At 63.3% G+C, this 26,518-nt stretch carries 21 protein-coding genes; 13 read left to right on the top strand and 8 right to left on the bottom strand.

Translation table 11 applies throughout. The features are described 5' to 3' along the window. The first annotated feature begins 13 nt into the window (after positions 1–13). Positions 14–1,267, top strand: coding sequence for an MFS transporter (locus I6J77_RS09955; RefSeq protein WP_204111454.1), 1,254 nt, complete (start codon positions 14–16; stop codon positions 1,265–1,267). 139 nt (positions 1,268–1,406) lie between these two features. Here the strand turns inward: I6J77_RS09955 and I6J77_RS09950 are convergent, their stop codons facing one another. Further along, positions 1,407–2,690 (bottom strand): ectonucleotide pyrophosphatase/phosphodiesterase, encoded by a 1,284-nt coding sequence (locus I6J77_RS09950; protein WP_204108859.1) that lies wholly within the window; start codon positions 2,688–2,690, stop codon positions 1,407–1,409. Positions 2,691–2,742: 52 nt separating this feature from the next. Here I6J77_RS09950 and I6J77_RS09945 point away from each other — a divergent pair, with 52 nt between their 5' ends. Next, positions 2,743–3,162: a hypothetical protein gene (locus tag I6J77_RS09945; protein ID WP_239308909.1), complete on the top strand. Its 420-nt coding sequence runs from the start codon at positions 2,743–2,745 to the stop codon at positions 3,160–3,162. Between the two features lie 168 nt (positions 3,163–3,330). Here I6J77_RS09945 and I6J77_RS09940 read toward each other — a convergent pair whose 3' ends face one another. The 3 genes from I6J77_RS09940 to I6J77_RS09930 form a co-directional block, all read right to left on the bottom strand. After that, positions 3,331–3,843, bottom strand: coding sequence for a methylated-DNA--[protein]-cysteine S-methyltransferase (locus I6J77_RS09940; RefSeq protein WP_204108858.1), 513 nt, complete (start codon positions 3,841–3,843; stop codon positions 3,331–3,333). Continuing rightward, positions 3,840–5,339 carry a DNA-3-methyladenine glycosylase 2 family protein gene (locus I6J77_RS09935; protein WP_204108857.1) on the bottom strand — a complete coding sequence of 500 codons (1,500 nt, stop codon included), beginning with the start codon at positions 5,337–5,339 and terminating at the stop codon, positions 3,840–3,842. Before I6J77_RS09935 ends, I6J77_RS09940 begins: the two co-directional genes overlap by 4 nt. 123 nt (positions 5,340–5,462) lie before the next feature. Next, positions 5,463–6,008 (bottom strand): nuclear transport factor 2 family protein, encoded by a 546-nt coding sequence (locus I6J77_RS09930; RefSeq protein WP_204108856.1) that lies wholly within the window; start codon positions 6,006–6,008, stop codon positions 5,463–5,465. Positions 6,009–6,162: 154 nt separating this feature from the next. Between I6J77_RS09930 and I6J77_RS09925 the strand changes: the two genes are divergently transcribed. From I6J77_RS09925 to I6J77_RS09900, 6 genes are all read left to right on the top strand, one after another. After that, positions 6,163–7,776 carry a M48 family metallopeptidase gene (locus I6J77_RS09925; RefSeq protein ID WP_204108855.1) on the top strand — a complete coding sequence of 538 codons (1,614 nt, stop codon included), beginning with the start codon at positions 6,163–6,165 and terminating at the stop codon, positions 7,774–7,776. 67 nt (positions 7,777–7,843) lie between these two features. Beyond that, the gene (hutU, locus tag I6J77_RS09920) at positions 7,844–9,514 is read left to right on the top strand and encodes a urocanate hydratase (RefSeq protein ID WP_204108854.1); all 1,671 of its coding nucleotides are present in this window, start codon (positions 7,844–7,846) and stop codon (positions 9,512–9,514) included. A 183-nt stretch (positions 9,515–9,697) separates the two neighbouring features. Further along, on the top strand, positions 9,698–12,340 hold the full coding sequence (locus tag I6J77_RS09915) for a tetratricopeptide repeat protein (RefSeq protein ID WP_204108853.1): 2,643 nt from the start codon (positions 9,698–9,700) through the stop codon (positions 12,338–12,340). A 196-nt stretch (positions 12,341–12,536) separates the two neighbouring features. After that, positions 12,537–13,259 (top strand): hypothetical protein, encoded by a 723-nt coding sequence (locus I6J77_RS09910; protein ID WP_204108852.1) that lies wholly within the window; start codon positions 12,537–12,539, stop codon positions 13,257–13,259. A 194-nt stretch (positions 13,260–13,453) separates the two neighbouring features. Next, positions 13,454–14,473, top strand: a complete 1,020-nt coding sequence (locus tag I6J77_RS09905; RefSeq protein ID WP_204108851.1) for a hypothetical protein — start codon at positions 13,454–13,456, stop codon at positions 14,471–14,473. A gap of 225 nt (positions 14,474–14,698) precedes the next feature. Beyond that, positions 14,699–15,034, top strand: a complete 336-nt coding sequence (locus I6J77_RS09900) for a GNAT family N-acetyltransferase (protein ID WP_204108850.1) — start codon at positions 14,699–14,701, stop codon at positions 15,032–15,034. Between the two features lie 79 nt (positions 15,035–15,113). On the opposite strand, the gene I6J77_RS09895 is transcribed toward I6J77_RS09900, so the two are convergent. Continuing rightward, positions 15,114–16,189 (bottom strand): IS3 family transposase gene (locus I6J77_RS09895; RefSeq protein WP_239308908.1). Its coding sequence is split into 2 segments (ribosomal slippage): positions 15,114–15,934 and positions 15,934–16,189, totalling 1,077 coding nucleotides; the frame shifts between segments, so codons are not numbered across the junction. 589 nt (positions 16,190–16,778) lie between these two features. Between I6J77_RS09895 and I6J77_RS09890 the strand changes: the two genes are divergently transcribed. After that, positions 16,779–17,765, top strand: coding sequence for a hypothetical protein (locus I6J77_RS09890; protein WP_204108848.1), 987 nt, complete (start codon positions 16,779–16,781; stop codon positions 17,763–17,765). 196 nt (positions 17,766–17,961) lie between these two features. Then, on the top strand, positions 17,962–18,753 hold the full coding sequence (locus I6J77_RS09885; RefSeq protein ID WP_204108847.1) for a hypothetical protein: 792 nt from the start codon (positions 17,962–17,964) through the stop codon (positions 18,751–18,753). Positions 18,754–19,073: 320 nt separating this feature from the next. Here the strand turns inward: I6J77_RS09885 and I6J77_RS09880 are convergent, their stop codons facing one another. Next, positions 19,074–19,658, bottom strand: coding sequence for a hypothetical protein (locus I6J77_RS09880; RefSeq protein ID WP_239308906.1), 585 nt, complete (start codon positions 19,656–19,658; stop codon positions 19,074–19,076). 61 nt (positions 19,659–19,719) lie between these two features. Here I6J77_RS09880 and I6J77_RS09875 point away from each other — a divergent pair, with 61 nt between their 5' ends. Together I6J77_RS09875 and I6J77_RS09870 are read left to right on the top strand one after the other, a co-directional pair. Beyond that, the gene (locus tag I6J77_RS09875; protein ID WP_204108846.1) at positions 19,720–20,178 is read left to right on the top strand and encodes a helix-turn-helix domain-containing protein; all 459 of its coding nucleotides are present in this window, start codon (positions 19,720–19,722) and stop codon (positions 20,176–20,178) included. A gap of 90 nt (positions 20,179–20,268) precedes the next feature. After that, positions 20,269–20,793, top strand: coding sequence for a YdeI/OmpD-associated family protein (locus I6J77_RS09870; protein WP_204108845.1), 525 nt, complete (start codon positions 20,269–20,271; stop codon positions 20,791–20,793). Positions 20,794–20,997: 204 nt separating this feature from the next. Here I6J77_RS09870 and I6J77_RS09865 read toward each other — a convergent pair whose 3' ends face one another. Next, positions 20,998–22,560: an ankyrin repeat domain-containing protein gene (locus I6J77_RS09865; RefSeq protein WP_204108844.1), complete on the bottom strand. Its 1,563-nt coding sequence runs from the start codon at positions 22,558–22,560 to the stop codon at positions 20,998–21,000. Between the two features lie 350 nt (positions 22,561–22,910). Between I6J77_RS09865 and I6J77_RS09860 the strand changes: the two genes are divergently transcribed. Beyond that, positions 22,911–25,121: a prolyl oligopeptidase family serine peptidase gene (locus I6J77_RS09860; RefSeq protein ID WP_204108843.1), complete on the top strand. Its 2,211-nt coding sequence runs from the start codon at positions 22,911–22,913 to the stop codon at positions 25,119–25,121. Between the two features lie 109 nt (positions 25,122–25,230). Here I6J77_RS09860 and I6J77_RS09855 read toward each other — a convergent pair whose 3' ends face one another. Beyond that, on the bottom strand, positions 25,231–26,451 hold the full coding sequence (locus I6J77_RS09855; RefSeq protein ID WP_204108842.1) for a PQQ-dependent sugar dehydrogenase: 1,221 nt from the start codon (positions 26,449–26,451) through the stop codon (positions 25,231–25,233). Between the last annotated feature and the right edge of the window lie 67 nt (positions 26,452–26,518).

Here is a 26,518-nt window from a genome sequence, read left to right as displayed (position 1 = left end):
CAAGACCGACACCATGAACCAGCAGGCGGAGCCGGCTCCGTACATCCGCCACGGCACGCCCGCGTTCCGTCACACCAACCTTGCCCTGTTCGCCGCCGGCTTCGCCACGTTCGGACTGCTGTACTGCGTGCAGCCGCTGATGCCCGAGTTCAGCCGCCACTACGGGGTCAGCGAGGCCGGTGCGGCGATGTCGCTGTCGTTGACCACCGGCGTGCTGGCGTTCGCGATGCTGTTTGCCGGCGGCTTGTCCGATGCATGGGGACGCAAGTCGATCATGGTGGCCTCGCTGCTGGCCTCGGCCGTGCTGGTGCTGGTCACCGCGCTGATGCCGGACTGGAACGCGCTGCTGCTCGTGCGCAGCCTGCTCGGCCTGACCCTGAGCGGTTTGCCGGCCGTGGCGATGACCTACGTCAGCGAGGAGATGCACCCGGAATCGGTCGGCCTGGGCATGGGCCTGTACATCAGCGGCAGCGCGGTGGGCGGCATGGGCGGGCGGCTGATCTCCGGCGTGCTGGCGGACTTCTTCGGCTGGCGCATCGGCGTGGCGACGGTCGGCATGATCGGCCTGCTGGCCGCGCTGGTCTTCTGGCGCGTGTTGCCGCCGTCGCGGCACTTCGTGCGGCAGCCGCTGCGCTGGCGCAGCCTGCTGGCCCGCTTCGGCGGCATGTTCCGGGACCGCGGCCTGCCATGGCTGTTCGTCGAGGGCTTCCTGCTGCTCGGCGCGTTCGTCACCGTCTACAACTATCTCGGCTACCGCCTGCTGGCGCCGCCGTACAAGCTCAGCCAGACCGTGGTCGGGCTGATCTTCGGCATCTACCTGATCGGCACCTTCAGCTCGGCGTGGATGGGACACCTGGCCGGCAAGCTGGGCCGGCGCAAGGTGTTGTGGACCGCGTTCGCGCTGATGCTGCTGGGCGTCGCGCTGACCATGACCACGCCGCTGCTGCTGGTGATGCTGGGCATCGTCGCGATCACGTTCGGCTTCTTCGGCGGCCACTCCATCGTCAGCAGCTGGGTCGGCCGCCGCGCCGGCGCGGCGAAGGCGCAGGCCGCCTCGGTCTACCTGTTCTGCTACTACATGGGCTCCAGCATCGCCGGGGCCAGCGGCGGGCTGTTCTACGCCGCGCACGGCTGGCACGGCGTGGCGCTGTTCGTCGGCGCGCTGGTGCTGGCCGGGCTGCTGATCGCGCTGTGGCTGTTCCGCCTGGCCCCGCTGGTCAACGTGGCGACGCCGCCCACGCCGATGAGCAAGGGCGCGATGGGGTAGGGCCTGCTTTGCTCTTGCCTCGTTCTTTCACCTGCGTGCAGGGGAAGCCGGGAAGGATGCTTTTGATGTTGCGGGACTGGCGGGAAGAGCGAACCCCACCCCAACCCTCCCCTGCGTGCAGGGGAGGGAGAAAAAACGCTCAGCGGGACGCGGGTTTCAGCATGTCCTTCACCGCGTCGTAGCTGCCGTCATTCGCCGCAGCGGGAATCCCCAGCAGATGGGTCATCAGCGGATAGACGTCCAGGTTCGGGAACGCGGGCACCTTCGCGCCGACGCGGAACGCGGGGCCGTGGGCCACGAAGATCGCCTGCATCAGCGGTTCGGCGTTGTCGAAGCCGTGCTCGCCCAGGCTCACCCGGCCCTTGCGCTTGGCCGCGTAGTCGGTGGTGGTGATGCGCCAGTGCACGTTCGCCAGGCACAGCAGTTGCGGCACGCGTGCGTTGTGGCCGTAGGCCAGTCGTGCGGGCACGCGGGTCTTGTCCCAGCACTGCATGTGCGCCTGCGGCTGCTCCAGGGTCTGTTCGATCTGGCGGAACGCGGCGCGGTCCCCGGCGCTGTCCGACTTCGGATTGAACCCGGCCAGGATGCCCAGGCTCACCGCGTGGACCTGGTCCAGCGGGATCAGCGTGTCGATCATCACGTTGTTCGCTTCGGGCACGGTGGCCATGCCGTGGTCGGACACCACGATCAGGTTGATCCGCTCGAACAGGCCACGCTGCTTCAGTCCGCTCACCAGCTGCGCCAGCGCCGCGTCGGTTTCGCGCAGCGCCTCGTTCACCTGGGGTGTATCCGGGCCGTAGACGTGGCCGGCGTGATCGACCCCGTCGAAGTACAGGGTGAGGAAGCTGGGCCGCTCGGCGACGGGCAGGTCCAGCCACGCCAGCACCTGGTCGACCCGCTGGGCCGGCGTGACCGCGCCGTCGTAGGCCAGCCAGTGGTCGGGACGATGGCCGTGGATGTCCGCTTCCGAACCAGGCCAGAACATCGTGGCCGTGCGCAGCCCATGCTGGTCGGCGGTTTCCCAGATCGGCGTGCCCTCGGCCCACCAGCGACCGTCGCTGATCGCCTTGCGGCTGCTCAGCGAGAACTTGCCCAGCTGCGGGTCGAACATCGTGTTGTTGACCACGCCGTGGTGGTCCGGGGTCAGGCCGGTGACCAGGGTGTAGTGGTTCGGGAACGTCAGCGACGGGAACGCCGGCTGCATCGAAGCGGCCTGCACGCCACCGCGGGCGAGCATCGCCAGGGTCGGGCTGAGCCCGCGCTGCATGTAGTCGTGCCGATAGCCGTCGATGGAAATCAGCAGCACGGGCGCGGGTTTGCCCGCCGTGGCGGCGATGGCAGGTGTGGCTGCGGGGCGCTGCGTGGCGCAACCGAAGCTGAATGCTGCCAGGGAGCAGAGCAGCAGGCGAAACAGGATTTTCATACGGACAACCTTACGATGCATTGAAACCAACTGCACATGATCGCGCACCCTCATGACCAATACACGTCTTGATCGTTATTCCCGGACGACACGCCTGCTGATGGCCGGCCTGGTGGCGCTCGTTCCGCTGGCCACGGCGGCGGCCTGGCAGTCCACCGCGCAGCCGGTGATCCGGCCGGTGTCGCCCAGTGTGCGGTTCCAGCAGGCCGCGCAGCAGCAGAAGACGCGCGACGACCTGCAGCAGAGCCAGCTGCAGCAGCAGTTGCACAATGCCGTGCAGGACACCGCGAAGCGTCCGTCCGCGAATGACCCGCGCGCACTCGAGCAACTGGACAAGGCCCAGCAGGCGCAGCGCGACCGTGACCGCGCCGCGCAACAGGATCTGCTCGATCGCCAGCGCGACCAGCAGAACGTGCAGCCCTTGCCCCGGGTCGTGCCGAAGGCGCTGCCGACCTCCGCGCAGGGCGGTTGAGCCGCGCGGCTCCGCCTGGAGCCTGTGAAGAAAACCACTTCCTGTGGTTTTCTTCTATCGCGAGCCCGGTACACGACCGGACTCGCTCACATGAAACAGTCACTTGCATGACTGCTTCATGCTCGGCCCTCATGGCCGACCTGAGAGGTTGAAAAAACTCACAACCTCTCAGCCGAACAGGTCGCCGTGCGCGATGCGCTGTTCCAGGTTCAGCAGGTAGCGCTTCGTCGGCAGGCCGCCGCCGAAACCGGTGAGGCTGCCGTCCGCGCCGATCACGCGATGGCAGGGCAGCACGATCGGCAACGGGTTGCGTCCGTTCGCGGCACCCACCGCCCGCACCGCCAGCGGCTTGTCGATGCGCCGGGCCAGTTCGCCGTAGCTGATCGTGATGCCATACGGAATCCGCCCCAGCTCCTGCCACACCTCCAACTGGAACGGCGTGCCGACCGGATGCAGCGGCAGCTCGAACTGCTGACGCTGGCCGGCGAAATATTCCTCCAGTTGCACCCGGGCGAACTGCAGCGGTGCCGCCGCGCGTACCCAGCCCGGGTGCGCCTGCTTCGGGTGCCGTTCGCGCTCGAACCAGATCTGCCGCAGTCCATGCCGGTCCGCCACCAGGCGCAGCGTGCCGACCGGGCTGTCCATCTCGTCGTACCAGATCGTGTCGGGGCCTGCGGTCATGCCATCGTCTCCGTCTTGCGTGGGCGTGGTGGCGTGTCCGCGGCACCGCGCCAAAGGTGGATCACGGCGTACGCGCGCCACGGGCGCCAGCGGTTCGCCAGTTCGGTCAGTGCCTTCGTGCCCAGCGGCGTCGCGGATGTCGTCGCCTCGCGGCGCAGGATCAGGTCGGCCGCAGGAAACGCATCCGGATCGCCGAGCGCGCGCATCGCGATGTAGTGCGCCGTCCACGGGCCGATGCCCGGCAGCGCGACCCAGCGCGTCACGAACTCGTCCAGCGATTGGCCCGCCCGAAAATCCACGCGGCCATCCAGCAAGGCCTGCGCCACGCCGCTGATCGTCGCGGCGCGCGCGGTGGTCAGCCCGACCTCGCGCAGATCCGCTGCGGCCAGCGCGGCCGGCGTCGGAAACAGTCGGGTCAGGCCGGGCCACGGCGCCGTCGGCAACGGCTCGCCCCAGCGCTGCACGATCCGGCTTGCCAGCGTGCGCGCCGCCGCCACGCTGATCTGCTGGCCCAGGATCGCCCGCACCGCGATCTCGAAACCGTCCCAGCCGCCGGGCAGGCGCAGACCCGGCTCGCGGCGGCGCAGCGGGCCCAGGATCGGGTCGGCCCGGAACGTGTCGGTGATCGCCTGCGGGTTCGCGTCCAGGTCGAACATCCGGCGCAGCGTCGTCACCACGCCGAGGATCTGCGTCGGCTGCGGGCAATGCAGTTCCAGTTGCAGCGCATGTTCGCCACCCGGCCACGCGCGCAGGCGCAGCCAGCCCGGCGTGTTCGCGGGGCCGAACACGCGTGCGTAGCTGTGCTCGTCGACCTGTTCCACGCCGGGCAACGCGCGGGTGCGCAGGAACGCGAGCAGCGCATCGAACGCATACGGTGGCCGGTAGCCCAGTCGCAACCGCAGCGGCGCACCTGCCATCGCGCGCGGATGCCGGCGCAATTCGCGCGGCGCGATCCGGTTCGCCTGCGCGAACGCGGCGTTGAACCGGCGCAGGCTGCGGAAGCCGGACGCGAGCGCGACTTCCGTCACCGGCAGCGCCGTCTCCGTCAGCAGCTGCTTCGCGAACAGCAGCCGGCGCGTCGTGTGCACGCTGATCGGCGGCGCGCCGACATGCTCGACGAACAGCCGGCGCAATTGCCGCGCACCCACGCCGACCTGGGTGGCCAGCGCGTCCAGCGATTGCTCCGCCAGCGCGCCGGCCTCGATCAGCTTCAATGCGTGGGCCACCGCCCGGTTGCCGCGCTGCCCTTCGTCGCTGCCCGGCGCCAGCTCTGGACGACAGCGCAGGCACGGCCGGTAGCCGGCCACCTCGGCCGCCGCCGCGTTCGCGAAATAGCGCACGTTCTCGCGCTTCGCGGAAGGCGCCGGGCAGACCGGGCGGCAATAGATGCCGGTGCTGCTCACCGCGACGAAGAACAGCCCGTCGAAGCGCGCGTCGCGGCTGCGTCGGGCCTGTTCGCAGATGGATGCCGCGGGCAGGGAAGGGGCTGGACTCATGACCTTGAGGCTAGCACCGCCGCGCCGGCCAGACTCGCCGTTTTCGGACATCAATACCGCGCGCCTCGATGCGCAGGCATCAAGGCCGCATGCATCAATGCCGCATGCGTCAATGCCGCAGCATCAATGCCGGATAACGGGCAGCGCGGCAGTGTCGCCGTGCGGGCACGCCGCCACGCGGCCGGCGCGGAATGCATCCGCGTCCGCCGCGCTCGCCGGCCTGCCTTCATCACCACCATCGAACGCGGCGCGCCACACGCCATCCGCCGCGCGCCGCCACGTCGTCGCGAACCGGCCGATCGTGTAGCGCCGCTTCGCGCCCGGTGCCATGTTCTCGAACAGGTACGCACCGCTGGAATACGCGAGCGTGCCATCGCCGCTCACCACGACCTGTTGCGGATACCAGTCCAGCCGCACCGTCCTGCCCTCGATCATCGGCGCCCAGTGCTGCAGGATCGCGGCGCGACCGCGCGTCGGCTGCGGCGTATTCGCATCGAACACCGCGTCGGCCATCACGTGCCCGGCAAACGCCGCCGCATCGTGCTTCTGCACGCTCTGCGCGAACGACAACTCGCGCTGCCATACCGCGCACTCCGGCGTCGCCGCCTGCGCGATGGCCGGGGCGATCGCGCACGCCAGCAACACCCGCCCACTCCCACGCAACGTCATCAGCCTGCTCCCCGCGGACCGCCCGCCGCCGCAGGATTCTCCTTGTCCGGGCACACGGCCAGTGCAGGACGGCAGGGGGTGGACGCTTCAGGCCGCGACAGGCGCGGCCGGCGCAGTATGATCGTTGGCGTCGCCAGGGCTGGGGGAGGCCCGCATGACTGCACTGCAACGCGGTTTGCTGATAGCGGCCCTGGTCCTGCTGGGCCTCGGTGAGTGGATCTGGAACATGCACCTGGTGCAATCGCAGGTCCGGCAGATGATGCAGGCGCAGGCGGCGAAGCCGCACAACCGCCCGTCGTCGCTGCCCGCGCACAAGTTCACTCGCGAGCAGGGCTATGCGTTCATCGCCGCGCTGAAGAAGGCCGAGGCGATCACCGATCCGCTGCAGCGGTGCCTGGCCTATCCCGATCCGCCGGACAGCCACTGGTCGCGCGATGCGGTGGTCGCGTATTGCCATTACCGCCTGCCTCCGCTGCTTTCGTTTGGTCAGATGCAGGCGCTGATCCAGGATGGAAAGTCTGCCGAAGTGGATCGCCGTCTGTCCGCTGCCTTGCAGGCACAGCAGGCCGATCCTGCCAGCGGCCAGTTCGATCGCATCTACGAAGAGGCCTTCAGAAACGGTTCGTTCGACATCCGCCCGACCCTGGATGCCTGGAAGCGCGACTCACCCGATAGCGCATTCGCGTTTGCCGCCAGCGGCCTTGCTTACGTGTCCATGGCGGGGGAAGCGCGCGGCGGGAAGTACATGAAGGACACCCCCGACGATGCCGTCCAGGCCATGGACAACCTGCTGGTTCAGGCGGACAGCGACCTTCGCCGCGCCATAGCGCTCAATCCGAAAATGGCCCCTGCGTATGCGGGCCTGATGAACGCCGGCGCCTTGAGTTATGGCGACGATTACGTGGATGCGGCGTGGAGGGATGCGCTGAGCGCGGTACCGAACGATTTCGAGATCTACAACATGGCGATGTGGGCCCGCGAGCCGAAGTGGGGCGGGTCGATCAGGGCGATGGATCAGCTGGCAGCGGTGGCGCGGCAGCATGCGAAGGTCAATCCAATGATGCGGATACTGCAGTCGTCCCGTCCGTTCTACCAAGTGTGGAACTGCGACTGCACGCACGAGGCCGAGATGGCGGCCTATCCCCAAGCGGTCGACGAGTTGATCCTCAGCACCGACCTGATCCGCCTCGGTAACCTGTCCGCCGATTATCGTAACCAGACCATGGCGCTGATCTTCGGCTCCGAAGCCCTGCGTTTCACCCCTGATGACGAGAAGGTACGCATCAACCGAGCTTACGCCTTGGTCGATTACGACGAAGCAGCATGGGCCGCCGCCGATATGAGCCAGCTGTTGGTACGCTCGCCGGAAAGTCGCAACGCACTCAAGGCGCGCGTCCACGCTTATGAATGGCTGGGCAATTACGCTGATGCCGAAAAGGACCTGCGCACGCTGATGGCCATGGATCCACGCGACCCTCGCCCGTTGGGCGAATTGGGCGACATGCTGGTGAACATGGCGCATGACTGGGACAAGGGCTGGGCCGTGGCCGACCAGCTGATCCGCGAGCAGCCGCAGAACCCGTATGGGCTGCTGCTGCGCGCCGGCATCCAGGAACAGCAGCCCCGTGGCGGCCTGGACGCGACCGTCCAGCAACTGCAGGCGCGCTTCGGCAAGGACCCGAACATGGCGAAGATCCTCGTGCGCATGCGCGCCGCGGTGGCGCTGCGCAAGCACACCGGCATCGACGGCAAGCCCGCGGCGCCGTAAGCCGGCCCCCGGTTCGACCCGGCCGCTGACCTATACTCGGTGGTCTGACTCACCGGAGCCCTTCGTGATGAACGCACCCACCCGCATCGACACCACCCGCACCATCCGCGCGCCCCGCGGCAGCGAGCTTTCCTGCAAGAGCTGGCTCAGCGAGGCGCCGTTCCGCATGCTGCAGAACAACCTCGATCCGGAGGTGGCGGAGAACCCGGCCGAACTGGTGGTGTACGGCGGCATCGGCCGCGCCGCGCGCAACTGGGAGTGCTTCGACGCGATCCTGAAGTCGCTGCGCGAACTGAACGACGACGAGACCCTGCTGGTGCAGTCCGGCAAGCCGGTCGGCGTGTTCCGCACGCACGCTGACGCGCCCCGCGTGCTGATCGCGAACTCCAACCTGGTGCCGCACTGGGCCACCTGGGAGCACTTCAACGAGCTCGATAAAAAGGGCCTGATGATGTACGGCCAGATGACCGCCGGCTCGTGGATCTACATCGGCTCGCAGGGCATCATCCAGGGCACCTACGAAACCTTCGTCGAGATGGGCCGCCAGCACTACGGCGGCAACCTGAAAGGGCGCTGGATACTCACCGCCGGCCTCGGCGGCATGGGTGCGGCGCAGCCGCTAGCCGCGTCGCTCGCCGGTGCGTGCAGCCTCAACATCGAATGCCAGCAGAGCCGCATCGACTTCCGCCTGAAGACCCGCTACGTCGACGAGCAGGCCAGCGACCTCGACGACGCGCTGGCGCGCATCGCGAAATACACCGCCGCCGGCGAAGCGAAATCCATCGCCCTTCTTGGCAATGCCGCCGATATACTGCCCGAGCTGGTCAAGCGCGGTGTACGCCCCGACGCCGTCACCGACCAGACCAGCGCGCACGACCCCGTCAACGGCTACCTGCCGCAGGGCTGGACCGTGGAGCAGTGGTTCGAACGCCGCAAGAGCGACCCCGCCGGCACCGCCAAGGCCGCCAAGCTGTCGATGAAGACCCACGTCGACGCGATGCTGGCGTTCCACGCCCAGGGCATTCCCACCTTCGACTACGGCAACAACATCCGCCAGATGGCCCAGGACGTCGGCTGCGAAAACGCGTTCGCGTTCCCTGGCTTCGTCCCCGCCTACGTGCGCCCGCTGTTTTGCCGCGGCGTCGGCCCGTTCCGCTGGGTCGCGCTGTCCGGTGACCCGGAAGACATCTACAAAACCGACCAGAAGGTCAAGGAACTCATCCCCGACGACGAACACCTGCACCGCTGGCTGGACATGGCGAAAGAGCGCATCAGCTTCCAGGGCCTGCCGGCGCGTATCTGCTGGGTTGGGCTGGGGTTGCGCGACAAGCTCGGCCTCGCGTTCAACGAGATGGTGCGCAACGGCGAGCTGAAGGCGCCGGTGGTGATCGGGCGCGATCATCTGGATTCGGGCTCGGTGGCGTCACCGAACCGCGAGACCGAGGCGATGAAGGATGGCTCGGACGCGGTATCCGACTGGCCGCTGCTCAATGCGATGTTGAATGTTGCAGGTGGCGCGACCTGGGTTTCGCTGCATCATGGCGGCGGGGTGGGGATGGGGTATTCGCAGCACAGCGGCGTCGTGATTGTTTGCGATGGGTCGCGCGAGGCGGATGAGAGGATTGCGCGGGTGTTGTGGAATGATCCCGCCTCAGGTGTCATGCGGCATGCGGATGCGGGGTATGAGGTGGCGGTGGAGTGTGCCAAGGAGATGGGGTTGAAGTTGCCGATGGGTTGATAGACGGTTCTTTGGGCGCAAAAATCGGGGACGAAATGGATAAGCGTTGCTAAAGACGTTGCGCCAAGTAGCTATTCCCTCAGGTTGTGTTGTGCGCTAAGAAGGGCTCATGATGTTCACAGGTTGGGCTCCCAGTGAACGTCAAGAGCCAGTACCTATGGATTCGGGGAAAAGGGGGTAATCATGGCTGCCAGTCTTTCTCGGTTAACGCTTTATGCAATTATTTCTTCTATAGAACTCGATCTAAGGAGATCGTTAACGACATTTGCCGCAAACGCTAAATCGACATCGGATTTCTTTGGCGTCCAGCTTCTAAATGTCATTCTCGCGCGCGCAGGCTTTGATGAAATTGAAATAGACCGTGCGCGAGATAACTCCGAGCTTATCGACTTTTCAGATTTTGGTGATTTATACTCGCTGGCGAGAAGGCACTGCGACGAGTTTCCAGAGCGCTTAGCCGGGCAATTCAAGCTTCTGCATCGTAATTTCGAGCGCCTCATTGCTACGAGAAATCGGGTCATGCATGCGAGGCCACTCGAATATGACGATTTGGCTGAGACATTTGATCTTGCCAATTTACTAGTGAGGGAATCTCCACACTGGGCCGACTTGGCGGCCAGCCTTCAAGACCTTTCAAGTCAACCTGAGTCGGTTTTGAAGCTAAAGATCCCGTCATATAACGAGCCGACCAAAATTCTGCATAACCTGCCGCTCCCCGATTTCGATGAAACGGGATTCATTGGGCGGAAGATCGCGCTAGCAAACTTAGTTAAAGCTTGCCTTGGTGTTTATCCCGTGATAACGGTTGTGGGTGAAGGTGGTTTGGGGAAGACGTCTTTGGCTCTAAAGGCAGCATACGAGATTCTGGACTCAAAAGATGCCCCATTCGAAGCAATAATATTCGTCACAGCTAAAGCTACGCAGCTCACTACGAACGAAATATCACGAATCAGTGGCGCCATTAGCTCATCCCTGGGCATGATGGAGGTAGCTGTAGGCGTTCTGAGTGGTGATGTCGACGATCCGATCGAGGAACTGAAGGAACTACTGAGGACGTTCAAGATCCTCTTGATAATCGACAATCTTGAAACTGTTCTCGATAATCATTTAAAGGAGGTGCTCGATGATCTCCCTTTGGGCAGCAAAATTCTGATTACCACTCGCATCGGTCTCGGTGCGTACGAGTATCCGGTGAAGCTAGAAGGCCTAACCGACCAGGAGGCGGTTCATCTCTTGCGGGCTACCGCTGATATCAGAAATACCAATAAACTCACGCGCACTTCAAATGATAAACTTGCGGTCTTTTGTCGCAGAATGCGAAATAATCCTCTGCACATCAAATGGTTTGTTTCTGCGGTGCAGGCTGGCAAACGTCCGGAAGAAGTTCTTGCGGATGAAAAGCTCTTCTTGAAGTTTTGCTTGGCTAATGTTTTTGAGCAGATTAGCCCTGAGGCAAAGAACGTAGTAAAGACGCTGCTCGCACTTGGCGGGTCTTATACGGTTGCTGAACTGTCATATCTGACCGAGATGGAAGAAGGAATGCTGCTCAAGGCAGTCCAAGAGCTCATGCGCACGAATATGTTCATAATGACAAGCTCCCACTTGGGCAACACCTATGAAAGTAGATATGAGTTATCTCAACTATCTAGGGCATATTTGACAAAGTTCTATCCCGCCTCTAAGGATTACCAGCTGAAGCTTCTTTCGCTAAAGCATAAGTTGATTAGTGGTAGCGAGGAGCAAATTAATGCGGCAAGGAAGAACCCTTTGTCGCCTTACACTATTCACATGCGTGGTAGGAGCGACTGGGTGATTGCTAAGCATCTTCGGGATGCGTTGTCGTTTTCTAAGGAACGTAAGTTTGAAGAAGCTTTGCAAGTAGTCGAGAAGGCAAAAATTCTTTCTCCTGATTTCTACGAGTGCTATCGCGTGGAAGGCTGGATTAATGCTCTTATTGGCAACGCTAGCCAAGCCTATGATAGCTACGAACGGGCTATTGAGACGGAACCCAATGCAGCGAACGTAAGAATGATGTTTGCGGGATTCTTGTTGAGAGACCTGCATGACGCGAAACGTGCTTCGGAGGAACTGGAGAGGGTGGTTGAGCTACTGCCTGATAATCCGGAGCCAAAACTCGAATTTGCTCGTTGTTGCCTTTATCTGGCTCGCTTCGATGAGGCGGAGGCGATCTTAAATCAGCTAGCCGGTATGTCCGTTGACCATGAAAGAGTCCAAACAAAAATCGTAGACCTTCAGATACAGGTTTGGTGTAGGAAGGCGGATTTTTCAGCTAGTAACCAAGAGCCGCTAAAGGCTCTTGAATCGTTGGAGTCGCTGAGGGAGTACTTCGAAAGAATTATCGAGCCTGATGAAAAAATGTACTCTAGACTGGGCAGACTTAGAAGATCCGCAGCTCAAGTTCGAAATCAGTTACCTGTCGCGTCTGACGCTCATCGAAGAGCCGAGTCCTGCCTTGACTGGATCAATGGCACGTGCGATGCGTTTCATGCTCGCAATGATAGAGAAAATGAAAGTGGGGAGCTTGATCTTTGGGAGCGTGGCTATCTTGCTCGGTATCACAGTAGTAAAAAGTTTGGCTTTATTAGGACGCATGACAACGACGAGTATTTCTTTCATGTTTCAAGTGTGGCCGACGAATCTCTCCTTGAGGATCTGGCGATTGGTGCAGGTGTCCGTTTCAGGGTATCTCTTGATTACATGAACAGACTTGTTGCGATAGATATACATCGTGCGGATCCACTTCTTCGCCCTGAAGACCCTAGTGAGAGCTTGCACGATGCGATTGAAGGAAAGGTGGCTAATTAATTTCGTGCGCCAACCTAATTCGCAGAAAGCAAAAAACACAAAACAGGGATCAGAGTGCACTTTCTTGAAGCGATCATTGTAGAAAGTCGGCTCTGACCCTGTTTTGAAAATAAGGGGACAGGTTCATTTTTGCAAAACAGAAGCGGAAGTGCAAAATTGAACCTTAATTTATTTCTTTACATCTACAGGGTAAATCATGAGCTGGATTTTTGCGAGCATCGTTTCTGCCGTGTTTGGCGCTGGAATTATGTGGCTCATTTTAAAGAGGAAAATTGAATGGCGATCGAGGCTTGCAGCTGATCTTGAAATTCGTGTTCGTGACCTCGAAAAGCAGATTCACCTCAATGAGACGGCATTTTTGGCCAAGAAAAATGAGGCAGAACATTCTCGTCTTGAGGATGAAAAAAAAATTCGGTCCGTGGTGTTCCAAGACGGCTATGAGCATGGACTGACCGAAGGAAGGAAGGATCATCTGGTTGAGATTGCAAATCTCAAGGCCGATTTTCGAGAAAATATCGGCAAAGTTCGGGATGACGCTGCCCAGCAGGCAAGAAATGAGCTGAAACTTGAATATGAGGCACGTAGCGCTGTATTCAGCGTACGAATTGATCCGTATGTGAAGATTGAAAAAGACGCAGGTATTATTTTCACCACGCACAACACCTTTACCGGTTATCAATACCAACTTTTGATCAATGGCATCCCTGCCTTCAAGCCCCACGTGATTGTTCAACACTCTGAGGAAATCAAAGATGTAGATCAAGCACGCGTAGATCAGTTGATCACGATCGCGCAAAATTTGGCAAATACCGCCGCGCAGACCTATCTCGGTTCTGCGCCTGAGAAAGCCGTTATTTACGGATCAGAGGTTGTCAAACGGGTAACTAAGAATAAGGCCCCTGTCGCAGACGGTTCCTGAATTCCTATCCGGAAACTGGGAAACAAGCGGAAATGAAAACAGGGGTCAGAGTGCATTTTCTTGGAGCGGTCATTGTAGAAAGTCGACTCTGACACCTCTTTTTGGTTGAAGCAGTTCTAGTTTGAATCGTGAAGGGATTGGGTCGATGAGCCTGGCCCCTTTTTTGCTGCCCAACTTGTCGGGGGCTATTTTTCATGAACAAAGATCAGTTGACGCGCTGGAATGACACTATTGGTTATCTGAACACGAAGTTCCCATTGGCAGTGCCGAAAATCGGGGATCACATCAACACCATTGTTGGGGTTGCGCTGCGGGCCGCTATCTCGCAGCAGTTGGCCTTGGGGAGTACCAAGGGGGTTCACCCGAACACCAATGCCAATAAAAATGCTCGGCACGCGCTGCGTGCATTGCTATTGTGCCAACGCGTCTACTTTTCCGATCTCTGGGCCAAGCAAAACTTCGTTGGTCAGCAGGTCGCGGTCGCACTTTCATCTCTTGATGCGAACTGGAAGGCGCTGAGCCTGAATACCTGGGGGATGAGAAGCGAACAGAGTATTTGCGATGCGATTGCCATGTTTGCGATTTTGCCGAACGCTACCGCTCAGGATGTTTCCGACACGGCGAAGCTCGGTGCGCCGACAGGTTTGCCGCCAGCGATCGCCGGAAATCTGAATGCGGCGAGAAGCACTTTTGCAGTGACCGGGGCCGCCGAGACATGCTATCGCGGCGTGCTTGGGTGGCTACTCAAATCGGGAGTGGTGTCTTTTCGGTGGTTTATGCAGAATGCGGCGCCTACCGGGAAGGCGTCGCTTGACGATCTTTTCGGGGATGGCATTGAAGTATGGCCCGCCAGCACGCCCTTCACTGACGCCAGCGTCTTGCCCGATGTCGAAGCCGGATATGTCGTTCACATGTGGAACGAGAATACCGGGGCTGCGGGTTGGAATGGACACTGGGTAATAAGCAACGGCGACGGCACTTTTTGCGGCGTGAATAACGGCGAGGTGAAGGCGAGGCCGGGTAAGGTGGAGGTGCTCAAGAAATACTCCAACAATGGGGTGCTAAGGGCGCAATTTGAAGGGTACGGCGGCAATGAGATGGTTGAGGTTGTCGGCCCCAAAGGCTTTTTGGTTCTTCAGGAGAAGCAGCCCGTCACCGCTTCCCGTGGAAGAATGGTTAAATTCAATCCGCTGAATTTGCCCAATCGCATGTAGTGGCTGCCTGATGTCACCAGAAACACGGGTCAGAGTGCACTCTCTTGGAGCTTGCTCGAGAGAAAGTCGACTCTGACCCCTGTTTTTGAAATCAGGCTCACTTCCTGGGCCCTGGAAAATTCGACTGGCCCGTTGGGCGCGCCGGCGGCGGCACGTCGGTGGCCGACCGGCGTGCGCATGGCACACTGCTGCCATCCCCACGAGTTCGAGCCCAGGAGTCGAGCCATGACTGACGTTTACATCACCCGGGAAGAACATGGCCGGCATGGCCGCTATGTCGCAACGGTGACCGGTATCGAGGCCGAAGCCGAACTGGTTTTCACGCATCGCGGGCCGGGGCTGATCAGCGCGGATCACACCTTGTCCCCGGAGAGCCTGAAGGGCACCGGCGCGGCGTCGGCGCTGGTCGATCGGCTGATTGCCGACGCGCGCGGGCAGGGCTTCCGGATCATTCCGTTCTGCCCCTACGTTCGTGCGCGCTATCTGAAGAACCCGGCCTGGCAGGACGTGATGACGGTGGCACCGGGCGTAGTGCCGGAACCGTGCACCGACGAGACGTGACGTCCGGTGCCGGCGCATCCGTGCCGCGTGGGTCCGACGTCCCCCCGCTTTGAGTAGCGGGACGGTTTAGAGTCCGGGTTCACTGTAACTGCTTCGCATAGGCGGCAGGTGTCAGCCCGCCCAGCACCTTCTTCGGTCGCTCCTCGTTGTACTCGCATCGCCAGCGTTCGATCTCGGCGCGTGCATGCAGCAGGCTGGGAAACCAGTGCTCGTTGAGACATTCGTCGCGCAACCGGCCGTTGAACGATTCGATGTACGCATTCTGGTTTGGCTTGCCCGGTTCGATCAGGCGCAGCTGCACACCACGCTCGTGGGCCCAGGTCACCATCGCCTTGCCGCAGAACTCCTTGCCGTTGTCGCTGCGGATCACCTTGGGCAAGCCACGACTGAGCGCCAGGCGATCCATCACCCGCGTCACGCCCAGGCCGGAGATCGCCCGCTCGACCTCGATGACAACCGCCTCGTGGGTGGCGTCATCGACCATCGTCAGGCACTTGATGACGCGTCCCTCAGCGGTGCGATCAAACACGAAGTCCATAGACCAGACCTCGTTGGCTGCCTTCGGCCGAGCCAACGGTTGCCGCTCGGCAACGGGCACCTTCTTCCGCTTGCGCCGCCGCACCTGCAGCTTCGCTTCCTGATACAGCCGTTCCACCCGCTTGTAGTTCACCAGCAGCCCCGCTTGCCGCAGCTTCAGATGGATCATCCCCACGCCATAGCGCTTGTACCGCTGCGCCAGGGCCACGATCCGTTGCCGGAGGTCCCCGTTGCGATCCGGGCGTGTCGGATAGCGATACGCGCTGGCGCTCATGACGACGACCGCCAGCGCACGTCGCTCGCTCAATCCCTTCTCGGCCATCTGCCGCACCAGCTCGCGCCGAGCCGGTGCGCTCACCACTTTTTTCGCAGGGCGTCCTTGATGACCTCGTTCTCAAGCACCTGCTCGGCCAGCAGCTTCTTCAGCCGACCGTTCTCCGTCTCCAGCTCTTTCAGCCGTTTGGCGTCGGGCACACTCATCCCGCCGAACTTGCTGCGCCACAGGTAGTACGAGGCCTCGCTGAAGCCGTGCTGCCGGCACAGCGCCTTCACCGGCAAGCCAGCCTCCGCCTCACGAAGGAAGCCGATGATCTGTTCTTCGGAAAAGCGTTTCTTCACGTCCAATCTCCTTCAGATGGGGGATTGGACTCCAAACCGAGGTGCTACTCAAAACTGGGGGGACGTCGGGTCGTCCGAAACGCCGACCGCTCCGTCGAATCGTTGCGCACGACGGTTTGAACCTTGCGTGCGAGGTGGATGACCCTCGCGGTCCAATGCTTCGAACCTTGCGCTTCAGGGTTGTTGGCTTGCGTGCAAGCCTGCGGCCTTCGCGCTTGGGCGTTTTCTCCTGGTGATCGGCTGGAGAATGGTCGAAGGCTCCCCGGTGAGGGGCGGCGGTGAGCCCCAGGGAGCCGGCCGCCGCTGCGCCGGTTCTCGCCACCCCACCTAGGCAAGACCACCGCATCACGGCAAGATGCAGCGGACGATAGTCGGGGATCGGTCAGGGGAAGGGGGCAGGGGAAGCTGGGCAGGTTCACTGAACCGCTTTGCTGCTCGACTGCGAGACATGGGGGACATGGCTCATCAGATTCACGAACCGTCTTCCGGGTCGGGCTCGGCCGTGCCGTCCTGATTGGCCACTTCCGTTGTTGATCGGCTCGATCGCGATGCAGGCATTCCGCAATCCCATCCACCGACAGGAGCTCCCATGCTGTTCAGTCAACCCAATTCATACCGGGGCAAGATTCCCCTGGAGTTGTACGTCGAATTGCAGAACAAGTTCCCGCAGGAGGAGCTGGAGTCCGATCTGGCGTGGCTTCGACGCATAAAGAAGGACCCGTCGCTGTACCAGAAGATGTTCGGGACACCGCAGTTCAAGCTGGAGTTGATCCAGGCCGTGCAGCGTCGGGCGGCGATTGCAAAGATGGCCGCCGCCGGGGCGACGCGACAGGGGAAGGACTGGAAGGCGTGGTCTCCCGCTGCGCGTTATCAGGAGGATATGGCGCGTGAGGTTCAGAAGTCCGGCAAGCAACCGTCGGAGTATGCCAAGGAAGCCTACGCGCAGTTGCTGGAGCAGTTCGACGCCACGACTCCAGTCAACGGGAGCGTGTTCTGGAACGGCATCAACGAACTTGCCCTCATGAAGAAGATCGACAAGTGGAACAGCAGTGGGGAGATCTTCGGCCAGCTGGAGGCCACCACGGCCGCCCGCTATGTGAACAAGCAATTCGTGTGGGAGCCGGGCGGTGCTTTCGCGAACTACTTCACGAGTGTGTCCGGCAAACTCGGGCACGCGGCACGAGGGCATGTCACCGCAGTTTGCCGGTGTGGACTTCGCAACGATTCCATCCTGACCACGACCGAACTTCCGGCCATGGTCAAGTTGATGACTGACCAGATCAAGGCGAAGAAAGAGCCCGTCATCACCGATTTCACCATCGTCGTGATCGAGCCCATCCTGCTGCCGGACCAGCCGTACGCGATATACACCAACAATGATCTGGCGAAGGTCTCGATCGTCAGCCCGAAGCCCGGGAAGCGCATCAGTGGTCGAGACGATTGCAACGTGGACGGCCAGCTTTCCATCAGCAATCCCTTCCTTCAATACTACTGGGCTGCCCGGGGACGCCGGCCCGAAACCGCGGCTGTGACCAAGATCAAGGAAGACCTCAAGTCCCTGATCACGTGGCCGTGACTCGGGCGAGCGGAAACCGGGATCCGGTTCACTTGCGGGCATCCGAATATTCAAGGAAGTGATCGGCGCACGCGCTGGGAGATAGAAGGGGACGTGGCCAATTGAAATTTGCTCGTCATCTGGCATGGCGGGTCGACCGCCTGACTTAATCAGCCACGTCCCCTTTTTTCGACCTGAAACCCGGAGCAGTGAACTGATGCGAAAAATTATCCGATGCCTTGTCTGGGTTTGTTTGCTCTTGCTGCAGTTCGGCCCCACGGAGTACGCCCACGCTGATACGCCGGCAAAACCTTTGCTGGATGGCATGTCGGTCGTACAGGTCTCGCTCGGCGTGCTTCGTCCGAAGCTGGGAGATGGTGCGGTCGGTGCGGTGAATTTCGATCCCGCGAGCGGCGTGTGGCAATTTCGGCTCGACCGGGGCCAGGGCTCGGTGACGCCTACGTTGGAGATCACCCTCGACGAGTCGACGGGGGAGGTATGCGCACAGGATCCCGTTTCGGGACAGTGCGTCGCGCGGGGAAGCGCCGCCGCTAAACTCAAACAGGCACGTGACGAACGGGTGGCGCAAGAGGATGCGGTGCGGCGTCCCGCTCCCGATCTGCAGGGAGTGATGATTGCGCTGGTTCGCTACCAGGTCCAGGCGAAAGACGGTTACCTGCGAGCCAACTCGATGCCGCTTTACGTATCGCTCAGCTGGCCAGATGGCAGCCGGAGCATTGACCTGTCCGAGGATTCCATTCGTCAGCTTGCCGATACGGGCGTGGAACTTTTTCCGGCAAGCGCACTGACAGCATCGCGGAGAGATGCGCGGGAAAAGCCATGGATGCAGATGGGCGTGGGGCTTCCCATGCGCAGGCAGGACGGCAACTACGAAGTGATGTACGGATTCTATTGCGGCCCGTTGTGCGCGTCCTCGCATACGGCTGTGCTTCGTCACGATGCAGAAGGTTGGCATGTGCTGACATCGACCATGAACACCATTTCGTGACGAGATAAGGGGCCAGATTCATTATCCTGTGGTTTCCAACTGGGAAATAAGGGGTTAGGTTCATAACGGCGGGAAAGGGGACGTGGCTAATTAAATTGATTTTCCAAAGGTTGAGGGCGACTTTCTCTGAGCCGCGCTACTCGGTTTCCTGATCGCTCTCGCATCGCTTGCGGTTGGATGTCGGCCTCATCCGCCCTTACGTCAGCCAACCTCTATGTCGCAACTTCCCTCACGCCGGCAGTCACCTGTTGTCCCCTCTGGCATCGTTCCGGCGCCCCCACTCTCGTTCGCGCGCCACGACGCCGTCTTTCCGTGGACCACTACATGGACCGTGGGCTACTCACCCGCGTGTCCGTCGCCACCCAGTTGACCTCCCAGGTCTTGCCGCCGTCGTCCGAGAACGCCTGCTCGAAGTGGATGGTGTTGGCGTCGGGCCGGGTGATCACGAACTGCACGAAGACGGCGCGTCCGTCGAATTCTTCCTGGTCGTAGAACTCGCCGCGACCATCGATGAATTGGCCGATCGTCGGTTGTCCCAGCGTCCCGCCTCGGCTGCTGGCGAAGTTGAGGCTCCATTGCCGCGACTGCGGGTTGTAGAGGCGCAGGTTCAGGCCTTCGAAATGGCCGGCCAGACCGTCGGCCGTCAACTCGACCAGGTTGGCGCGTCCATCCCAGACCTTGCGCACGATGGTGATGCCTTCGTAATGCGCCCATTCGTCCGACCCCGACAACGGATGCACGAGCCGCTTCAGCTTTGTCTTCCAGGTGCCAATCTCGAAATCGAAATCGTGCTGGCCATCGCGCGCGGGCGCTACCGCGTGTGTGGCAACCTGCGCCGGCTGTGCGGAAACATGGGCGAACGGCAGACCGGACAGCCCCGTGCTGACTACCCAGAACAGGAACACACGAGCATGGCTTGGCATGGCATCCTCCAGCACTATCGGTTGGCTGACGCTAGAGGCACCCATGTCCAGCGACAAGACGGCACGTCAAGGTGCGTATCTGTTGGCGAAGTCCCATCCGCTTGCCGAGTGTCCGCTGCACGCGGCCTTCGTGGCGGTCGGCGGCAAATGGAAGCTCACCATCCTGTATTGGCTCGCCCGCGAGACCCATCACTTTTCCGCACTGCTGCGCCGGGTCACGCCGATCTCGCACAAGGTGTTGACCGAGCAACTGCGGGAGCTGGAAGCCGACGGACTGGTCGAACGCCTGGCGACGGCGCCCGTACCCGCGCCGGTGCAGTATCGCCTGAGCGATTACGGCCGCACGGTCCTGCCGCTGGTGGAGAACGCCCGGATCTGGGGGCAGTCACACCTGCAGCGCGTGCGCGGCGCGGACATGAGGCGGTCGGCGGCGACCTCGCTGAGCTGTTCGGAGGCACTCGTGACCGGCACGAGTGCAGGAAGCGTGGGCACCTCAACCTGACCGGAATGGCGCTTGCTCGTTGCACGTATTTTTCCTGGAGGGAGGGGCCTGCTTGAACGACGTGGAACTTCAACCCGGTGGTGCGGCAGCATGAGCAGCTTGAAATTTCAGGCGACAATCGAGATCAACGGGATCAATCCGTACGTGCGGGTCAGTGCAGCGCAGGCGAGCCGTTTGAAGGCGGGCTGGCGCAAGCCGCTGCCGGTTCGGGTGCAGGTGAATGGCCAGCCGGAAACGCCGTGGCGCATCAACATGATGCCCATGGGTGACGGCGACTTTTATCTGTATCTGCATGGCCAGGTGCGTGAGGCCTCGGCAACTGTCGTGGGCGATCTCGTCGAGGTGGACGTGGCTTTTGACGAGAGCTATCAGGCCGGTCCCGCACATCCCGTGCCGGCATGGTTTGCCGAGGCGCTGGCCGCGCAGCCTGCAGCCGCAAAGACCTGGGACGCGCTGGCGCCCAGCCGCCGGAAGGAGATCCTGCGCTACTTCGCGCAGCTCAAGTCGGTCGAGGCCCAGGCTCGGAATCTGCAGCTGGCGATGCATGTGCTGTCGGGCGGGCAGGGACGTTTCATGGCGCGGTCGTGGAATGTCGAGCCCGAAGGCGCTGGCTGACGCCGGCGAGAGAAGCCAGGTGAAAGGCCAGGCGAATCAAGGGGGGTGTGGCCAGGCAAGTCCAGTTGATGCCTTCACCCGGGCATCGGGCAACTGCTCCTGCGTTGCCTCAACTCGGGCATCCATGCCCTCGCCATGCCGTCACCATGCTCTCGCCATGCCTTCGCTCAGGTCGGGTTTCGAGCTCGAAAAACTCGCGACCTCTCAGTGCGTGCCTGAGCGCAAATCGTCGAAGTACGCGGCGATCTCTTCCGGAAATGCGTAGCGCTCTTCGGGCAGTGGCGAGCCGGCGTCGATCAGGGCGTTCGCGCAGGCCAGCCAGTCGCCGCCAGGCGTGGTTTCGGCCTGGGAGGCGAAGCTGAGCGTGCCGTAGACGTTGTCGTTGAAGCCGTGGCGCTCGTCGTAGCGCGCACCGTGGGCGAGCAGGAAGCGGGCAAGCGAGGCGTTGCCGCGGAACACCGCCCAGTTGAGCGCGCTGCCGTCGATGTCGCCGCCGCGCGCCGTGATCGGCCAGCCCGCCTCGACCATCACGCGCACGGCTTCCTCGCCGTTGGCGGACGCCATTTCCGGCAGCAGACGCAATGCGACGGGCGGCAGTTTGCCGATGAGGCCCGGCTCGTCGGCCAGCATCGCCTGCACGGTGGCACGATCGCCTCGCGCGCAGGCGCCGAGGAAGGCATCATGCGGTTGGTCGTCGGGCACGGCGCCGGCCTGCGCCAGTTGCCCAGCCACTTCGGTGAGGCCGAGGCAGCAGGCGAGGCGATAGGCGGAGACTCCGTGTCCGTTGCTGGCCGAGGGATCGGCGCCGGCGTCGAGCAGCAGGCCGATGGTCGCCGGCGAGCGACGGCGGCGGATGGCGTGCAGCAGGGGGTTGCCGCCGGGGCCAGGTTCGTTCGGGTCGCCACCGTGGGCGAGCAGCAGGCGCAGCGTGTCGGGATGCTCGTGGTCGAGCGCGCGGAACAGCGCATTGCAGCCGGTCACGCGGGCGCCGGCGTCGAGCAGCAGGCGGACGATCGTGCTGTCGGCGGTCTCGGTGGCGTGGTAGAGCGATTCGTTGTCGTTGGGATCGGCGCCGGCCCGCAGCAGTCGCTGCGTCAGCGCGGCGTCGTGGTTGCGACCGGCGGCGCCGTACAGGACGCTGAGCGGATCTTGCGGCAGCTGCGGATCGGTCCATCGCGCATCCGGATTCGCACCTGCGGCGAGCAGCAGATCCACGCAGGCGCGAATGCCTGACGCGTACGCGGGCAGCGCGATCATTCCGGAGAAGGTGGCGCAGGCCAGCGGCGGCATGCCGTTGTCGGCGCGGGCCGTCGTGGCCCAGGCGGGGTCGGCGGCGAGGGCGGCCCGTACCGTGGCGACGTCGCCGATGGCGCAGGCCAGTACGGGCTCGCCGGCCAGCAGCTGCGGATGTTCGCGCAGCAGGCGCTCGGCCAAGGCCGGCCTGGCCGTCTGGTAGCCGTGGCCGAAGGCCCAATGCATCCACTGGCGCTTTCGCGTGGCCGCGTCGACCGAAGCGGCCTGCAGCGCGACGTAGTCCTTCAACTGCGACCACGAGCCGAAACCGTATTCGCGCGCGATGCAGGACTGCGCGTCGTGCAGGCGCAGCTCCATCGCGGCGATGGCGGGGTGATCGAGCCGGGCGGCGGCGGGCAGGGCAAGGCGGACGCGTTCGAGCGCATCGGGTGCGCCGTGGCGGACATCCTCCAGCAGCTGCTTGGCCTGTTTCTTCAGATGGTCCAGGTGCGGACGGGCGGGCAGGTTCTTCATGACAACCTCCATGCAATGAATGCCGAAGGTCCGCAATCCCGGCTGCACAAAGGTTGATGGTGGCACGCCATCGACAAGTGGGTTGAACCCTTCCCGCGGACCCGGAGGCGGCTTGCGACGCCGGGTGCAAGCATAGACCAGCAGGGAGGCAATCCAAACCTCGGGGGCGGAACGCTTTCTTCGGGACGAATTGCAGAAAGCCGGTTTTGCCCGGGTTTCCCGTGCCACAGGAGCGCGTGCTTGCGACGGCGTTCACACCCCACGCACGGCATGACGGATGGCGGGTACCCCGGGGCTTCCCGTTGCGCGAGGATGCGTGCTGCGTGATTCCTTTGGACGAGGACATCCTCATGCCCCGACTGCTCCGCTGGCCCGCTTCGCTGGCCTTGTCGACTGCCGCCTGCCTGCTCGCACCGGTCACCCTGTCTGCCTTCGCCGCTCAAGCTGGCGCTCCGCCACCGGCGCGTACGGCCGACGTGGTCGAGCACCTGTTTGGCCACACCGTGCACGATCCCTACCGCTGGATGGAGGGCGATGACAACGCCGAGTTCCAGCGCTGGCTGGTCGCCCAGGGCGAGTACACGCGGGGCAAGCTGGACGCCTTGCCTACCCTGAAGAACTGGCAGCAGGCGCTGGCCAGCACCGATGGCGCCACCGTCATGCATCGCCGCCAACGCCGTGCCGGCGGCAGGCTGTTCTTCATCCGCCAGGACGCGAAGGGCAGCGGCACGCTGATGGTGCGTGACGCGGATGGCACCGAGCGCGTGCTGCTGGAACCGGCGACCCTCCAGGGCGACGGCGGCCACGCCTCGATCACGCTGTACACGCCATCGCCCGATGGCAGCAAGGTGGCGGTGAACGTCGACCACGGCGGCAGCGAGGTCACCCGCCTCGAAGTGCTGGACGTGAAGACCGGCAAGCCCACCGGCGATGCGGTGGAGCCGGTGTGGGGCGAGTTCGGTGCCGAGTGGCTGCCCGACGGCAGCGGCTTCGAGTACACCCAGATGGCGCCGCCTGCGCAGCGTACCGGTGGCGACCCGGTGCAGGACATGCGCGCACGCCTGCACCGGCTGGGTACGCCCTCGTCGCAGGACCCGATCCTGCTGCGCGCCGGCCAGGGCGAAGGCGCCAATCCGTCGTTCGCGATGCCCTCGCGCAGCTTCCCGGTGATCGAATTTCCCGCCGGTTCGCGCTGGGCGCTGGGCGAGTCGCTGGGCGCGCAGGCCGACCAGCGCTACTGCGTGGCGCCGCAAGCCGAGGCGGTGAAGCCTGGCGCGGCCTGGCACTGCATCGCCGACCTGGACGACCATGTGCAGTCCGCGGCCATCCGCGGCGATACGCTGTACCTCGTCTCCACTCATGCGCGCTCCCTTGGAAACGTGCTGGCGCTGGACTTGTCACGCCCGGGCGCGTCGATCGGGCAGGCTCGTTCCGTCCTGCCGCTGCAGGGCGACGACATGGTGGCCGGCACCAGCCTGTACGACGTCCAGCAGGTCGCACCGGCCCGTGACGCGCTGTACGTGAAGGTCTCGCGGAACGGCATCGACGAGATCCGCCGCGTCGACTACCGCAGCGGCAAGGTGGACGCCGTGCCGATGCCGTTGCCCGGCGTGGCCTCGCTGTTCCGCGCCGACCCTGGCCAGGACGGTTTCCTGCTGGAACTGCGCGGCTGGACCACGCCGCCGAAGTCCTGGCGCTACGACCCCGCGGCCGCCACCCTGCACGGCCTGGGCCAGGACGAAGGCAGCCCCGTCGACTACAGCATGGTCGAGGCCACCGAGACCGAGCTGGTCAGTGCGGATGGCACCCACGTGCCGCTCACCATCCTGCATCGCAAGGACGCCACGCTGGACGGTTCGCATCGGGCCATCGTGTTCGCCTACGGCAGCTACGGCATCTCCGTGCTGCCTTCGTTCAAACCCGTCCGGCTGGCATGGGTCAAGCGGGGCAACGTCTTTGCTTACGTGCACATACGCGGCGGCGGCGAAAAGGGCGAGGCCTGGCACCAGGCCGGCAAGGGGCCGAACAAGCACAAGGGCGTGGAAGACTTCGTCGCCGCCGTGCAACGCCTGAGCGAGCTGGGCTACAGCCGTCCGCAACGCACCGCGCTGCTCTCCGGCAGCGCGGGCGGCCTGGTGGTCGGCGGTGCGCTGGTGCGTGACCCGGACAAGTTCGGCGCGGCCGTATGCCTGGTGGGCGAGCTCAACCCGATCCGCCTGCTGCATGCGCGCAACGGCGCCAACCAGATCGGCGAGATGGGCGACCCGCGCAAGGCCTCGGACTTCCCCTGGATGCTGGCGATGGACCCTTACCAGCAGATCACGCCGCACACGGCCTACCCGGCGGTGCTGCTGGCCGTGGGCCTCAACGACAACCGCGTGTCCACCTGGCAGACCGGCAAGTTCGCCGCGCGCCTGCGCAGCGCCGACACCAGCGGACGGCCGGTGTGGATCCGCACCGATGCCAATGGCGGCCACGGCATGCAGACCTCGCTGGGTGCCGAGGCCGCGCAGTTCGCCGATATCTATGCCTTCCTCGATGCGCAGTTGCCGGCACGGTGAGCAACGGGATGCGGCTGGCGCCGCGGCGCTTGGCTGCGCCGGGGCTCACCGCGCTCGGCAACACCGCGCTGCGCCGGTTACGGAAAACGGGCTCGGCTGATTCGGCGAATCATTTCGGCGTGAGGTGGTACAGGCCGCCGGGGCTGGCGTCTTCCAGCATCCAGAGCGAGCCGTCCGGCGCCTCTTCGATATCGCGGATGCGTTTGCCGATCGTCCAGCGCTGGGCGGCGGTGGCGCCACCCTTGCCGTCGAACGTGACGCGAATGATGCCTTCGCTGACCAGCCCGCTGAGCAAGGCGCTGCCTTGCCAGTGCGGAAACAGGCGGCCCTTGTAGAACATGAGGTTGCCCGGCGCGATCACCGGCACCCAATAGATCACCGGCTTGACCAGGTCGGGCCGCGTGTCGGGGGCGGGGATCGGCACGCCGTTGTAGTTGATGCCGTAGGAGACCAGCGGCCAGCCGTAGTTCTTGCCGCGCTTGATCAGATTCAGTTCGTCGCCGCCGCGTGGGCCATGCTCGAGTTCCCACAGTCGACCATCGGGGCCGAAGGCGAGGCCGTAAGGCGTGCGGTGGCCGACGCTCCAGGTTTCGGCGGGCGTCAGGTTGGGCCCGGGGAACGTATAGGTGCTGACCACCGGCGCGCTCCTGGCTTTCTCGGTGTCGGTTGCCGGATCGATCAGTGCAATGGTGCGCGCACCGACCTTGCCCGCCCACGGATTGCCCGGCGCGGGCTTGCCGTCCAGCGTCAGCCGCAGGATCTTGCCCACCGGCTGATCGGGGTCCTGCGCGGGCATGAAGCGCTGGCGGTCGCCCACGGTGAGGAAGAGGTACTTGCCATCCGGTGAGAACGCCACCGCCGCGCCGGCCTGGCCGCCCTTGCCGGTGGGCATCTGGCGCCACAACACCTGGAAGTCGTCCAGCCGGGGCTGCTTGCCGTCCAGCACGAGCCGGCCGCGGCCCAGTGCGAGGCCGCCGCCGTAGTCGCCCGGTGCGACATAAGTGAGATAGACGTTGTGGTCTTTGGCGTAATGGGGCGAGAGGAACACGCCCAGCATGCCGTTCTGGCCCTGGAACCAGCTGGGCGGGACGCCTTCGAGTTCGGTCTTGGCGCCCTGCGGGGTGACCAGCTGGACGCGGCCGACCTTTTCGGTCACCAGCATGCGGCCATCGGGCAGGAAGGCGATGCGCCATGGCAGGTCGAAGCTCGCCACCCTGGTGATGGTGAAGGGAAGTTCGGGGTCGGCTTTCTGCTCGCCGGCATTGGTCTGCGCATGGGCGGCGCCTGTCAGCAAGGCCACAAGAAAGGCCGCGGTTGCCAGCTTCATCATGTGCATGTGTCCTTGCGTCCGGATGACCCGGGGCATCTTAGTGGTCTGAAGTTGTGTCGGTGTGACG

This window comes from Rhodanobacter sp. FDAARGOS 1247 (assembly GCF_016889805.1).
Classification (GTDB): Bacteria; Pseudomonadota; Gammaproteobacteria; order Xanthomonadales; family Rhodanobacteraceae; genus Rhodanobacter.
Note: the sequence above shows the minus strand (reverse complement) of the source record. Positions and strands in the feature narration are given on the sequence as shown.

Excerpts from the sequence above, each read along its gene's own strand:
- I6J77_RS09860 (WP_204108843.1), top strand. The coding sequence starts at position 22,911 with ATGCCCCGACTGCTCCGCTGGCCCGCTTCGCTGGCCTTGTCGACTGCC.
- I6J77_RS09870 (WP_204108845.1), top strand. The coding sequence starts at position 20,269 with ATGAGCAGCTTGAAATTTCAGGCGACAATCGAGATCAACGGGATCAAT.
- I6J77_RS09875 (WP_204108846.1), top strand. The coding sequence starts at position 19,720 with ATGTCCAGCGACAAGACGGCACGTCAAGGTGCGTATCTGTTGGCGAAG.
- I6J77_RS09900 (WP_204108850.1), top strand. The coding sequence starts at position 14,699 with ATGACTGACGTTTACATCACCCGGGAAGAACATGGCCGGCATGGCCGC.
- I6J77_RS09855 (WP_204108842.1), bottom strand. The coding sequence starts at position 26,451 with ATGATGAAGCTGGCAACCGCGGCCTTTCTTGTGGCCTTGCTGACAGGC.
- I6J77_RS09885 (WP_204108847.1), top strand. The coding sequence starts at position 17,962 with ATGCGAAAAATTATCCGATGCCTTGTCTGGGTTTGTTTGCTCTTGCTG.
- I6J77_RS09925 (WP_204108855.1), top strand. The coding sequence starts at position 6,163 with ATGACTGCACTGCAACGCGGTTTGCTGATAGCGGCCCTGGTCCTGCTG.
- I6J77_RS09935 (WP_204108857.1), bottom strand. The coding sequence starts at position 5,339 with ATGAGTCCAGCCCCTTCCCTGCCCGCGGCATCCATCTGCGAACAGGCC.
- I6J77_RS09940 (WP_204108858.1), bottom strand. The coding sequence starts at position 3,843 with ATGACCGCAGGCCCCGACACGATCTGGTACGACGAGATGGACAGCCCG.
- I6J77_RS09905 (WP_204108851.1), top strand. The coding sequence starts at position 13,454 with ATGAACAAAGATCAGTTGACGCGCTGGAATGACACTATTGGTTATCTG.
- I6J77_RS09915 (WP_204108853.1), top strand. The coding sequence starts at position 9,698 with ATGGCTGCCAGTCTTTCTCGGTTAACGCTTTATGCAATTATTTCTTCT.
- I6J77_RS09950 (WP_204108859.1), bottom strand. The coding sequence starts at position 2,690 with ATGAAAATCCTGTTTCGCCTGCTGCTCTGCTCCCTGGCAGCATTCAGC.
- I6J77_RS09930 (WP_204108856.1), bottom strand. The coding sequence starts at position 6,008 with ATGACGTTGCGTGGGAGTGGGCGGGTGTTGCTGGCGTGCGCGATCGCC.
- hutU (WP_204108854.1), top strand. The coding sequence starts at position 7,844 with ATGAACGCACCCACCCGCATCGACACCACCCGCACCATCCGCGCGCCC.
- I6J77_RS09955 (WP_204111454.1), top strand. The coding sequence starts at position 14 with ATGAACCAGCAGGCGGAGCCGGCTCCGTACATCCGCCACGGCACGCCC.
- I6J77_RS09890 (WP_204108848.1), top strand. The coding sequence starts at position 16,779 with ATGCTGTTCAGTCAACCCAATTCATACCGGGGCAAGATTCCCCTGGAG.
- I6J77_RS09910 (WP_204108852.1), top strand. The coding sequence starts at position 12,537 with ATGAGCTGGATTTTTGCGAGCATCGTTTCTGCCGTGTTTGGCGCTGGA.
- I6J77_RS09865 (WP_204108844.1), bottom strand. The coding sequence starts at position 22,560 with ATGAAGAACCTGCCCGCCCGTCCGCACCTGGACCATCTGAAGAAACAG.
- I6J77_RS09945 (WP_239308909.1), top strand. The coding sequence starts at position 2,743 with ATGACCAATACACGTCTTGATCGTTATTCCCGGACGACACGCCTGCTG.